Origin of the sequence: Streptomyces albipurpureus (assembly GCF_023701525.1) — a bacterium.
Taxonomy (GTDB): domain Bacteria; phylum Actinomycetota; class Actinomycetes; order Streptomycetales; family Streptomycetaceae; genus Streptomyces; species Streptomyces albipurpureus.
Window position 1 is genome coordinate 110,420 of record NZ_JAMQAW010000040.1, and the last position, 11,946, is coordinate 122,365.

10 protein-coding genes and 1 riboswitch are annotated in these 11,946 nt (G+C 67.9%); of the genes, 3 read left to right on the top strand and 7 right to left on the bottom strand.

Annotated features, from left to right (window positions below):
- Positions 1-27 precede the first annotated feature (27 nt).
- Both NBG84_RS30025 and NBG84_RS30030 read left to right on the top strand, forming a co-directional pair.
- On the top strand, positions 28-1,440 hold the full coding sequence (locus tag NBG84_RS30025; protein WP_250922827.1) for an SLC13 family permease: 1,413 nt from the start codon (positions 28-30) through the stop codon (positions 1,438-1,440).
- 29 nt (positions 1,441-1,469) lie between these two features.
- Complete coding sequence (locus NBG84_RS30030) at positions 1,470-2,693, top strand: glycerate kinase family protein (RefSeq protein ID WP_250922794.1); 1,224 nt, start codon at positions 1,470-1,472, stop codon at positions 2,691-2,693.
- Here the strand turns inward: NBG84_RS30030 and NBG84_RS30035 are convergent.
- From NBG84_RS30035 to ctaE, 6 genes are all read right to left on the bottom strand, one after another.
- Entirely contained in the window at positions 2,636-4,042 is a 1,407-nt protein-coding gene (locus tag NBG84_RS30035) for an aminotransferase class V-fold PLP-dependent enzyme (RefSeq protein ID WP_250922795.1), read from the bottom strand. The genes NBG84_RS30030 and NBG84_RS30035 overlap by 58 nt on opposite strands.
- 209 nt (positions 4,043-4,251) lie before the next feature.
- Positions 4,252-4,369: riboswitch (SAM riboswitch) on the bottom strand.
- Between the two features lie 154 nt (positions 4,370-4,523).
- Complete coding sequence (gene trpD, locus NBG84_RS30040; protein WP_250922796.1) at positions 4,524-5,588, bottom strand: anthranilate phosphoribosyltransferase; 1,065 nt, start codon at positions 5,586-5,588, stop codon at positions 4,524-4,526.
- A gap of 133 nt (positions 5,589-5,721) precedes the next feature.
- Positions 5,722-7,362, bottom strand: coding sequence for a cytochrome bc1 complex cytochrome b subunit (gene qcrB / locus NBG84_RS30045; protein ID WP_250922797.1), 1,641 nt, complete (start codon positions 7,360-7,362; stop codon positions 5,722-5,724).
- Entirely contained in the window at positions 7,359-8,438 is a 1,080-nt protein-coding gene (gene qcrA, locus NBG84_RS30050; protein ID WP_250922798.1) for a cytochrome bc1 complex Rieske iron-sulfur subunit, read from the bottom strand. The genes qcrB and qcrA overlap by 4 nt, the downstream gene beginning before the upstream one ends.
- The gene (gene qcrC / locus NBG84_RS30055; protein ID WP_250922799.1) at positions 8,435-9,247 is read right to left on the bottom strand and encodes a cytochrome bc1 complex diheme cytochrome c subunit; all 813 of its coding nucleotides are present in this window, start codon (positions 9,245-9,247) and stop codon (positions 8,435-8,437) included. The genes qcrA and qcrC overlap by 4 nt, the downstream gene beginning before the upstream one ends.
- Positions 9,248-9,336: 89 nt before the next feature.
- Positions 9,337-9,954, bottom strand: a complete 618-nt coding sequence (gene ctaE, locus NBG84_RS30060; protein WP_250922800.1) for an aa3-type cytochrome oxidase subunit III — start codon at positions 9,952-9,954, stop codon at positions 9,337-9,339.
- A 218-nt stretch (positions 9,955-10,172) separates the two neighbouring features.
- Between ctaE and NBG84_RS30065 the strand changes: the two genes are divergently transcribed.
- Positions 10,173-10,574 carry a DNA-binding transcriptional response regulator gene (locus NBG84_RS30065; RefSeq protein ID WP_250922801.1) on the top strand — a complete coding sequence of 134 codons (402 nt, stop codon included), beginning with the start codon at positions 10,173-10,175 and terminating at the stop codon, positions 10,572-10,574.
- Between the two features lie 48 nt (positions 10,575-10,622).
- Here NBG84_RS30065 and NBG84_RS30070 read toward each other — a convergent pair whose 3' ends face one another.
- Complete coding sequence (locus NBG84_RS30070) at positions 10,623-11,870, bottom strand: L,D-transpeptidase (protein ID WP_250922802.1); 1,248 nt, start codon at positions 11,868-11,870, stop codon at positions 10,623-10,625.
- Positions 11,871-11,946 lie beyond the last annotated feature (76 nt).

The window sequence follows — 11,946 nt, forward strand, 5'->3', positions numbered from 1 at the left end:
TCACCGCCGCGGCGCAGTCTCGATGACGTGACCCTGAACCTGCGTCAAGCGGCGACCCTCTGCGTGGCCCTGAGCATCTGTGCGCTGCTCCTGGTGCCCGGCAACTTCCCAGAGCTCGGTGGCGATGCCCGCGTCACCCTCGCCGTCTTCGCCCTCGCGACCTGTGCCTGGATCGGCACCCCGATCGATGACACCTATATCGCGCTTGGCGCCGGGCTCGCCCTCACCGCAACCGGGGTGATCAGCAGTGACGCCCTCTTCGGCACCCTCGGCGATGACACGGTGTGGCTGCTGATCTGCGCCTTCGTACTGGCCGCCGCGGTGGCCAGAACCGGGCTCGCCGGGCGGGCCGCGGCGTTCCTGGTGGGCGGGGCCCGCAGTGTGCGGCAGTTGGTCCATCTGACCACCGCCGCTCTGGTGGTCACGGCGTTCGCGGTGCCGGCCACCTCCGGGCGAGCCGCGCTCGCGATGCCGGTGTTCCTCGCCCTGGCGAAGGCACTGGCGCACCGGAAGCGTCTGGTGGTGATGCTGGCGCTGCTCTTTCCCACCGTCATCCTGCTGTCCGCGGTCGCCACCCTGATCGGCGCGGGCGCCCATCTGATCACCGTATCGGTGCTGTGGGAGGCGGCCGGCGAACGCATCGGATTCACCGAGTGGCTGCTGCTCGGCCTTCCGTTGGCCATCGTCTCCTCCCATCTGGCGGCCGAGGCGGTCCTGTTCACCACGACGAGTCGCGCCGATCGCGAGGGGCCGGTGCACATCACCGCGGCCCAGATCCAGGAGCACAGCGACCGGCCCGTCATCGGCCCCTGGGAGGCGGCCGAGACCCGCTGCGCCGTGCTGCTGGCCACGGTCGTCGCGCTGTGGTGCAGTGAACCGCTGCACCGGGTCCCACCGGCCGTGGTCGCGCTGATCGGTGCGATCGTCGCGGCCTCCCCCGCGCTGGGAACCGTACGGCTCAAGGAAGCACTCAAGACCGTGCCCTGGTCGCTGCTGCTCTTCATGGCCGCGACCATGGCCATGGGCCTGGCACTCGCCGATTCCGGAGCGGCGAGCTGGCTGGTCAGCGGTGTCCCGCTGGATCTACCGCCCTGGCTGTTCCTCGCCGTGGTGGTCGCCGTGTCCACCGTCGCCCACCTGGTCCTTCAGTCACGATCGGCCCGGTCATCGGTGCTGGTGCCGTTGGTGGTCGCCGCCGCGGTCGGCGCGGGCGTCAACCCGGTCGCCGCCGCACTCGCCTCCACCGCGGCGGCCGGCTTCTGCCACACGCTGCCCGCGTCGGCGAAGCCGGTGACCCTCTTCGCCGACATCCCGGGCGTACCCACGTACACCCCGCGCGACCTGCTGCGGCTGTCCGCCGTGCTGGCACCCATGACCGCCGCGCTCGTCCTGCTCTTCGCCGTCGCCGTCTGGCCGCTGCTCGGCGTGCCCGTCCGCTGACGCACCCCCAACCCTCAAGGAGTGACCCCGTGCTGACCCGATTCGCCATTGCCCCGAGCGGCTTCAAGGAATCCCTGTCCGCCCAGTCCGCCGCCGCTGCGATCGCCGCGGGGGTGCGCCGGGTCGTCCCGGACGCGGAGATCGATCTGATACCGCTGGTCGACGGTGGTGAGGGCACCGCCGAGGCGCTCGCGTCGTCCTCGGGCGGGCGGCTGGTGCGGCTGTCCGCCACCGGGCCGACCGGTGAGCGGATCGGTACCCACTTCGCCCTGCTCGGGGACGGCGACGGAACGGCGGTGGTGGAGATGGCGGCGGTCGCCGGCCTCTCCCTGGTACCGCGCGAGCTACGTGACCCGGGCGCCACCACGACCTACGGCGTGGGCGAGTTGATCCGTGCCGCCCTCGACACCGGGGCGCGCCGGATACTCGTGGGCTGTGGGGACTCCGGCACATCGGACGGTGGCGCGGGAGCCCTCCAGGCGTTGGGGGCCAGGCTCCTTGACGCCGATGGCCACGAACTCAGCCATGGCGGGCGCGAGTTGCGCCGACTGACGCGTATCGACACCTCGGCGATCGACCCACGGCTCGCCGCCACCGAGATCCGGGTCGCCTGCAACCCCTTCAATGTGCTGTGCGGAGAGCGTGGGGTCGCTCGCGTCTTCGGCCCTCAGAAGGGTGCGACACCCGCGCAGGTCGAACAACTCGCGGCGGCGTTGGAGCACTGGGCGACCGTTCTCACCCGCGACCTCCGGGTGCCGGGCGATCTGTTCGGCGGTGCCGGCACGGGGGCGTCCGGCGGGCTCGGCGCGGGGCTCGCCGCGCTCGGGGCGCGGCTGCTGCCCCGATTCGATGTGCTGCTCGACCAGGTGGATCTGGATGAGCGTCTCGCCCGCGCGGATCTGGTGATCACCGCCGAAGGCGCGCTGGACCATCAGACCCCGCGCGGCAAGGTGCCCGCCGAGGTGGCCCGGCGCGCCAAGCGCTACGGACGCGAGGTGCTGGCCCTCGCCGGGACCATCGGCGAGGGCGCACACCAGGTGCGATCCGTGGGGGTGGATGCGTACAGCGCCATCCTGCCGGCACCGGTGAGTCTGACGGAGGCGCTCAGTCGCGGGGGTGAGTTCCTCACCGACGCCACCGAACGCGCCCTGCGGATGGTGCTGATCGGGACCAGGCTCGCGATGCGCGCCGAGCGTCAGAGCGCGGCGGCGGTCGCCCTGTCGGGAACGCAGCGGCCTTCCTCGGTACGGTAGTTCCAGCGCGCGCCGTCACGGACGAGCTCCTTGACGGCGCGTACGAAACGCTCCACATGCTCATCGGGGGTACCGGCGCCGAAGCTCACCCGAATAGCGTTGAGTGAGCCGGGGGTCTCATCCGGCGCTCCGCACTCACCGGGCTCCTGGGGGGTGCTGCCCAGCAGGGTGCGTACCAGCGGGTGGGCGCAGAACAGTCCGTCGCGCACCCCGATGCCGTACTCAGCGGAGAGCGCGGCGGCGAAGTGCGAGCTGTTCCAGCCCTGGACGACGAAGGAGATCACTCCGACCCGGGGTGCGTCATCGCCGAACAGCGAGAGCACCTTGACCTCGGGCACCTCGGCGAGTCCCGCGCGGACCGCGGTCACCAGGCGCTGCTCGCGGGCCACCAGAGTGTCGAAGCCCTCTTCCCGCAGGGCCTTGCAGGCGGAGGCGATGGCATAGACGCCGATGACATTGGGGGAACCGGCCTCATGACGGGCGGCCGTGGTGTGCCACTCGACCTCCACCCCGCCGTCGGCCCGTCGGGCCACCTGCCGGGAGGCACCGCCGCCGGCGAGGTAGGGCTCGGCGCTCTGGAGCCAGTCGGCGCGCCCGGCGAGCACACCCGAGCCGAACGGCGCGTACAGCTTGTGCCCGGAGAACGCCACCCAGTCGACATCGAGATCGCGCACGGATACGGCGTGGTGCGGGGCGAGTTGCGCGGCGTCGAGCACGATCCGCGCGCCGTGGGCGTGGGCGGCGGCGGTGAGTTCGCGTACCGGCCAGAGCTCACCGGTCACATTGGAAGCACCGGTGACACAGACCAGTGCCGGCCCGTACGGGTCGCGGTCGGCGAGCGCGCGCTCCAGGGTCGTGACGGCTTCTTCGGGGGTACGGGGGGCGTTGAGATAGGTGACCTGGGCGTCACGCCACGGCAGCAGGGAGGCGTGGTGCTCGGTCTCGAAGACGAAGACCTGGCAGTCGGCGGGCAGGCAGGCGGCGAGCAGATTGAGCGAGTCGGTGGTGGAGCGGGTGAAGACGATCTGGTCGCCATCACGGCAGTCGAGGAACTCGGCGACCGTCTGCCGGCTGTTCTCGAAGAGGTCGGTGGAGAGCTGGGAGAGATATCCGGCGCCCCGGTGGACGCTGCCGTAGTAGGGGGCGTACGCGGCCACATCGTCCCAGACGCGCTGGAGGGCGGGGGCGCTGGCGGCGTAGTCCAGTGCGGCGTAGGTGACTTCGCCACCGGTGACGAGGGGGACCGTCACATCCCGACCGAGTACGGGCAGCGGCGCGGCGCAGGCGGGATCGGCGTCGGCGAGGTCGAGGGAGGCGACGGAAGCGGCGGCGTGCGGGCGTGCGGACATGGCGATATCTCCCGGTTATGACACAGCGGAATGACTTCATCTACCCGTGCGCAGGCATGGCGGAAGCACGCCTTGCGGTGACGGGGATTGCCTCGGAAACGCGGAGATGGCCGCGCGGAGGGTGTGCTGAAGAGGGGGCGGAAAGCCCTATCGCATTCGCTTGCTCACGAGACTGCTCCCTTGAGGACCAGGACCCCAGGGTTCGCAGGGGTCCGCGCTTGCCGCGGGCCTCGCTGCCCACGGCCTGGTCTTCACCCGGGGCACCCCGCCACGGACGGAGGGTTGCCGGACAGCGGGCCGGGGCCGTAGTCGCTGTCGCTCATGACCTGAGGAGACGGTATGCCAGCCGGTCGCGGTACCGCAACCCGTTCCGCATTCCGGACACGCTGACGGGTGCCCGGGGGCGGATCGCTCCGACGCGAACGCCAGGGGGTGTGCCACGACCGGTCCGACGCGGCCTGGCACACCCCCGGCAAAAGCGTCAGGCGTTGCTGAGCCTCACCCAACGCTCCAGCGTCTGACGTGCGGCCCCGGAGTCGATGGCCTGCGCCGCTCGGGTGATCCCCGCGGCCAGCTGCTCGTTGAGCGTCCCCTCCCCCGGTGCCTGCGCCACCAGTGCCGCGGCCGCGTTCAGCAGCACCGCGTCCCGCACCGGGCCGCGCTCGCCGTTCAGCAACCGGCGTGCCACATCCGCGTTGTATGAGGCGTCCGCACCACGGAGTGCCTCCACCGGTACCAGCTCGATGCCGATGTCCCTGGGGTCGAAGTGCTCTTCCCGCACCGACCCGTCCCGTACCACCCAGACCCGGGAGGTCGCGGTGGTGGTGAGCTCGTCGAGGCCGTCATCGCCGCGGAACACCAGCGCCGATGAACCACGATCCGCGAGGACCCCGGCCATGATCGGCGCCATCCGGGCGTCCGCGACACCGGTGGCCTGGGCCATCACCCGGGCCGGATTGGTCAGCGGGCCAAGGAAGTTGAAGACGGTACGGATGCCGAGTTCCTTGCGGGCCACGCCCACATGGCGCAGCGCCGGATGGAACTTCACGGCGAAGCAGAAGGTGATGCCCGCTTCCTCCGCCACCTCGGCAACGCGCTGCGGGGTCAGCTCCAGATTGACCCCGAGCTTCTCCAGCACGTCCGAGGCGCCCGAAGCGCTCGAAGCCGCACGACTGCCGTGTTTGACGACCTTGACGCCGGCGCCCGCCACCACGATCGCGGACATCGTGGAGATGTTCACGGTCTTGGCGCCGTCGCCGCCGGTGCCGACGATATCGACGCAGGGGCCGGGCACCTCGATCAGGCTGGCGTGCTCGTACATGGTCCGAACGAGCCCGGAGATCTCTTCGACGGTCTCGCCCTTGGCGCGCAGGGCGACCGCGAATCCGGCGATCTGAACATTGGTGGCCTCGCCCCTGAGGATGCGGTCCATCGCCCAGGCGGTGGCGTCGGTGCTCAGGTCATGACGGTCCAGGAGGGAGTTCAGCACGGCGGGCCAGGAGAGGTCCGCCACGCTGTCGCCGCCAACCGGGGTCACAACGTTCATGGTCCGCTCCAGGGTCCACAGGTCGAATAAGGGGATGCCACCCACCCTATCCAGCGCCCGGGGTGGCAAAGAGCCCCGTCCAACGAATGGACGGGGCTCTCGCTGTGGCGAACTTCGCACTCAGTTCAGATGATCAGTGGTGGCCGTGGCCACTGGAGATCTCCTTGTACTCCTCGACGGTCGGCTTGGGAATCTGGTTCCCCTCGCCGTAGAAGCCCTTGCTGAGCTTGACCTTGACCTTGTGGACCGGGTTGACCTTGCGCTCGACACCGTTCTCGTCGACGGTCGGACCGGCCTCCAGGGGCACGTACTGCTCATGCGAGGTGAGCGTGTGCAGCTGACCCTGGCTGAGCGGCTCGTGCACCTCGATGAACTCACCGTGCGGCAGCCGCTTGATGATGCCGGACTCCCGTCCGTGCAGCACCTTGTCGCGGTCGCGGCGCTGGAGTCCGAGGCAGATGCGCTTCGTGGCGATGAAGGCGAGGACCGGTCCGACGAAGAAGAAGATCCGGACGAACCAGGTGATCGTGTTGATCGACATGCTGAAGTGCGTGGCCACGATGTCGTTGCCACCGCCGATCAGCATGATGAAGTACGCCGTCAGCCATGCCACACCGAAGCCGGTACGGGTCGGGGTGTTGCGCGGGCGGTCCAGGATGTGGTGCTCGCGCTTGTCGCCGGTGACCCATGACTCGATGAACGGGTAGAGCGCGATCGCGCCCAGCACCAGCGGGAAGATCAGCAGCGGAACCATCACACCGAGCGCCAGCGTGTGGCCCCAGGCGTTGATCTCCCAACCCGGCATCACTCGGATCAGACCCTCGGCGAAGCCCATGTACCAGTCCGGCTGGGCCCCGGTGGAGACCTGATCGGTGCGGTAGGGGCCGATCGACCAGATCGGGTTGAGCGTCGCCACCGCGGCCACGACCGAGATCACACCGAAGACCAGGAAGAAGAAGCCTCCGGCCTTCGCCATGTAGACCGGCAGCAGCGGCATGCCGACGACGTTCTTCTCGGTCCGGCCGGGACCCGCGTACTGGGTGTGCTTGTGGTAGAAGACCAGGATCAAGTGGGCCACGAGCAACCCGAGCATGATGCCCGGTAGCAGCAGGATATGGATGGAGTAGAACCGGGCCACAAAGTCATGGCCTGGGAACTCACCGCCGAACAGGAACATCGAGATATACGTACCGACGACGGGTACGGACAGGATCGCGCCCTGGGTGAAGCGGACACCGGTGCCGGAGAGCAGGTCGTCAGGGAGCGAGTAACCGGTGAATCCGGTGAACATGCCCAGGACGAGCAGCAGGAAGCCGAACAGCCAGTTGATCTCACGCGGCTTGCGGTACGCGCCGGTGAAGAAGACGCGCATCATGTGGACCATCATCGCCGCGACGAAGATCAGCGCGGCCCAGTGGTGCATCTGCCGGATCAGCAGACCGCCGCGGACGTCGAAGCTGATCTCCATCGTCGACGCGTACGCCTCCGACACCCGCACGCCCTGCATCGGGACATAGCTGCCGTGGTAGACGACCTCGTTCATCGACGGGTGGAAGAACAGCGTCAGATACACACCCGTGAGGATGATGATGATGAAGCTGTAGAGGCAGATCTCACCGAGCATGAAGGACCAGTGGTCCGGGAAGATCTTCCGCATGTTGGCCTTGGCCAGGGAGTAGATCCCCAGCCGGCCGTCCGCCCAGTCGGCGACCCGCTCGCCGGCGGGGGCCTGGCGCTGGTTGTCAGCGCCCTTGGTCTCGTTCTTAGTGCTCATCCGCGCTCCCAGAAGGAAGGTCCGACCGGCTCCGCGAAGTCGCCGAGTGCTTCGAGGTTGCCCTCGGTGTTCACACCGATCCGCAGCTGCGGAAGGGCGTGACCGGCGGGGCCGAAGATGACCCGGGCTCCGTCGGCGAGGTCGAAGGTGGACTGGTGGCACGGGCAGAGCACGTGATGGGTCTGCTGCTCGTAGAGGCTGATCGGACAGCCGACGTGCGTGCAGATCTTCGAGAACGCGACGATGCCCTCGTGCGACCACTCAAGCTCGCGCTTGTCCTTGATGTCGTCGGGACGAATCCGGACGATCATCAGGGCCGCCTTGGCGATCTCCTTCTGGAACTCGTGGTCGTCATAGCCCAAGCCTTCGGGCATGGCGAAGACCAGCGAGCCGACGGTGATGTCCTCGGGGCGCAGCGGCTCCATCGTGTTCATGTTGATGAGCTGCTTGCCCTTGGCCCACAGCGTCGTGCGGAGCTTCTTCTCCGGCAGCGGACCGAGGTCACGCAGCAGCACCACACCGGCGAGCGGCACCAGCGCCATCGCACCGAACATCGTGTTGCGGACCAGCTTGCGCCGACCGAAGCCGGACTCCTCGTTGCCGGCCGCCCAGTCGGCCATGACCTGGGCCTTGACCTCGGGTGCCGCCTCGATCGGGTGCCGTTCGGCAGCGATCTCCTGGTCGGACATCAGGGTGCGGGCCCAGTGGACCGCGCCAGCGCCGATGAAGAAGAGGGCCGCGCCGAGCGTGAGACCGAGGGAGAAGTTCAGCGCGCTCACCCGGCCGAAGGGCCAGATGTAGACGAGCTTGTCGACGGGGAAGATCACGAAACACGCGATAAAGCCGACCGTCGCGAGCATCGAGAGCGTGAACATCAGCGCGACCGCGCGCTCGGACCGCTTGGCGGCCCGCTCGTCGATGTCCTGTATGCGCGGCTTGTGTGCCGGCAGTCCCGGATCGGCGAACGGATTGTCATCCGCACGCTGGGCTACGGCGGTGCTCCCGTGGCCTGCCGCGCCATGCGCAGCGCCCTGCTCTTGAGGCAGGTTCTCTTCTGGAATGTCTTGGCTACTCATGACTTCTTGGCCTTAGCGGTGTGGGCCGCGACCCAGACGGCAGCTGCGATCAACGCACCCAGTCCGAAGACCCAGGCGAACAGGCCCTCGCTGACGGGGCCGAGCCCACCCAGCGAGAGACCACCGGGGCTGGACGACTTGTCGGGGTCGTTCATGGCCTCGATGTAAGCGATGACGTCCTGCTTCTCCTTCTCCGGCAACACCCCGTCGGGGAAGGAGGGCATGTTCTGCGGGCCGGTCTGCATGGCCTCGTAGATGTGTTTGGCGCTCACGCCCTCCAGGGTGGGGGCGTACTTGCCGTTCGTCAGCGCGCCGCCCTTGCCGGTGAAGTTGTGGCATTGGGCGCAGTTGGTACGGAAGAGATCTCCGCCCTTGCCGATGTCAGCGCCCTCGGGGCTGTACTGCTTCTCGGTGGGTGTGATCGGGCCGGCGCCGAGCGAGGCGATGTACGCAGCGAGCTGGTCGATCTCGGCCTGCGAGTAGATGGCCTTCTTCTTCGGCACCTGTGCGCCGGGCTGCTGGGCCGGCATACGGCCGGTGGCAACCTGGAAGTCGACGGCGGCGGAGCCGACACCGACGAGGGTCGGGCCGTCAGAAGTGCCCTGACCGCCGGTACCGTGGCAGCTCGCGCAGCCAACGGTGTAGAGCTTCTTGCCCTCCTCGATGGCGAGGGACTGGGAGGTTTCAACGGCCTGCGCCTTGTCCGCAGGTGCGAACGCGGCGTACAGCCCCCCGGTGGCCGCCAGCGCGAAGAGTAGGACGACGACCGCCGCCAGCGGATGGCGTCGTCGTGCGGAGAGCTTTTTCACGGATTACCCCGGTGTCAGGATTTTCTGCGTCGATGCTTCTGGACTGTGTCTGCTTCGGGCTTCTGCGTCCGGCAGTGTCGCCCGCGCCGTTACTTGATCAAGTAGATCGTGGCGAAGAGGCCGATCCAGACGACATCGACGAAGTGCCAGTAGTAGGACACGACGATGGCGGCGGTTGCCTGCTCATGGGTGAATCTCCTGGCCGCATAGGTACGGCCCAGGACCAGCAGGAAGGCGATGAGTCCGCCCGTCACATGCAGTCCGTGGAAGCCGGTGGTCAGGTAGAACACTGAGCCGTACGGGTCAGACGAGAGTGAAAGCCCGTGCTGAACCAGTTCGGTGTATTCGTACACCTGACCGCCGACGAAGATCGCGCCCATGATGAACGTGATCACGAACCAGCTGCGCAGCTTCTTCACATCTCCGCGTTCGGCAGCGAATACGCCGAGTTGGCAGGTGAGAGAAGAGAGCACCAGGATCGTGGTGTTCGTCGCCGAGAACGGGAAGTTCAGAAGGTCGGCCTTCTCGGACCAGAACTCGGCACCCGTTACCGAGCGCAAGGTGAAGTACATCGCGAAGAGGGCCGCGAAGAACATCAGCTCGGAACTCAACCAGATGATGGTTCCGACGCTGGTGAGGTTCGGCCGATTGACCGACGGGTGCGCGTGCCCGGTTTCTACTGTCGTTGCTGTCGCCACGACCGACATTATGTCGGTCGCTTATCCCGCCCTCACTCCGGGGGGTGCCGTTCGGTGTGTCAGTACCCTCTGCGCTGCCCGAACGGCCGATCGCCCGCACTGTCCGAACAGCTGTTTACGCGGAGTTGGAGCGAGTACGATCCGGCCCAGCGATACCTGATCGAAAGTCGGGTCCGGCAACGGGCCCAAGCCCCGATCCAAGCGACTCCAAGCGACACGGAGGAACGATGCAGCCGACCGCCACCGTGCTGGTCTACAGCGACGACGCCAACACCCGCGAACAGGTGCGCCTGGCCGCGGGACGCAGGCCCGCGGCCGATGTTCCCCCGGTCGAGTTCATCGAGTGCGCGACCCTGCCGGCCGTGCTCACCCACCTTGACCAGGGCGGGATCGACGTCTGTGTGCTCGACGGCGAGACCGTGCCCGCAGGCGGTATGGGCGTCTGCCGGCAGATCAAGGACGAGATCTTCGACTGCCCGCCCGTGCTGCTGCTCATCGGCCGGCCGCAGGACGCCTGGCTCGCCACCTGGAGTCGCGCTGAGGCCGCTGTGACGCTGCCTGTGGACCCCGTGGACTTCGCCAACGCCCTGGCCTCACTCCTGCGGGAGAGGCTTGCTGTAGAGGCCTGAGGGCCCTTCTGGGGCCCTTGGGATGCCCAGAGGTCCGTCGGGGTGGACCTAGACCTGGGGACGCAGCCGTGCCGCATCGATGGGATTGCTGCCGTCCCTGGTCCCGGCCACCAGGGCGCTGCCCTGCCGCCAGTCGGCCCAGGACAGATTCCAATCGCCGTACCCGTTGCCGAACGGGTCCATCTCATCGCCGTAGCTGTTGATGACCTGGACGATGTCGCCCTCGCGCACGGTCTCGTAGAACCAGGCCGCGTTGCCGGTGGACATTCCCGTACAGCCGTGGCTGACGTTGGCGTATCCGTGGGAGCCGATGGACCACGGAGCCGCGTGCACATACTCACCGCTCCAGGTGACCCGGGTGGCGTAGTACACGGGCAGGTCGTACCCCTCGGAGCCGTAGATTCCGACGCTGGTGCCCCTCATCCGGACGAAATACTCCTTGCCGAGCACCACTTTGACGCCGTTGCGGGTGGAGAATCCGGGCTTGCCGGTGGTCACCGGAATGGTGTTGATCACTTCTCCGTTGCGTTTGACCGTCATGTAGTGGGACGAGGCGTCCGTGATGGCCTCGATACGGTCTCCGATGGAGATCTTCAGCGGCTTGGAGGCGCCACCGTAGAGGCTGTTGGCGACCTTGACGCCCTGAAGGTTGCTGGCGACGGTCACGCTCGCGCCGGACGGCCAGTACTCCTTGGGCCGAAAGTGGAGCCTCTCGTCGTCAACCCAGTGCCAGGCACCGTCGACCGCCGGCTTTGAGTCAACTTTGAGGGCTCGTTCGATGACCGCTCTGGCCGCCTTGTCCTTAACCGGGAGACTCAGCTCCGCGATGATGGGCTGACCCACTCCGTAAGTGCCCGCCTCTGGGCCGAATGAGGCCGTCAGCTTCCGCTTGGCGGGCGATGTCTCAAAAGCGAGCGTACGGCTGCCCGGCGCCCCCTCAGCGTCCTCCGTGGCCACCCGGGCCGTGTACTTGGCCCCGGCCGAGAGCGCGCCGGTGGAGCGCCAGCGGCTGCCGTCGGCGGAGAGTTCGCCCGCCAGATGGTGGCCCGAGTCATCGATGACGGTCACATCGGTGATCCGACCCTCCTCGCCTTTCACGGTGACCACGAGGGGCTTGTCGGGATTGACCTTGCGACTGTCCACCGGTGTGTTGAAAGTGATCTGCTTGGCCGCGTCAAAGGGCTTGCCCGTGAGCGGATTCGGATCAGAGAAGCCACACGCGATCGCGACCGCTCCCAAGGAGACGACCAGAAGGGTGCAGCGGAGTGCGGTGCGGGTGCGGCGCGTCTGGTTCATATCCACACGCTAAGAAGATCGGTCCGCCGCGGCGCGCCGAGTTCGGCCAAACGGGCGGGCCCGGCTTCCCCGCGGA

Coding starts and splice junctions, on each gene's coding strand:
- qcrB (WP_250922797.1), bottom strand. CDS start 7,362: ATGAGCACTAAGAACGAGACCAAGGGCGCTGACAACCAGCGCCAGGCC.
- ctaE (WP_250922800.1), bottom strand. CDS start 9,954: ATGTCGGTCGTGGCGACAGCAACGACAGTAGAAACCGGGCACGCGCAC.
- qcrA (WP_250922798.1), bottom strand. CDS start 8,438: ATGAGTAGCCAAGACATTCCAGAAGAGAACCTGCCTCAAGAGCAGGGC.
- NBG84_RS30065 (WP_250922801.1), top strand. CDS start 10,173: ATGCAGCCGACCGCCACCGTGCTGGTCTACAGCGACGACGCCAACACC.
- trpD (WP_250922796.1), bottom strand. CDS start 5,588: ATGAACGTTGTGACCCCGGTTGGCGGCGACAGCGTGGCGGACCTCTCC.
- NBG84_RS30070 (WP_250922802.1), bottom strand. CDS start 11,870: ATGAACCAGACGCGCCGCACCCGCACCGCACTCCGCTGCACCCTTCTG.
- NBG84_RS30035 (WP_250922795.1), bottom strand. CDS start 4,042: ATGTCCGCACGCCCGCACGCCGCCGCTTCCGTCGCCTCCCTCGACCTC.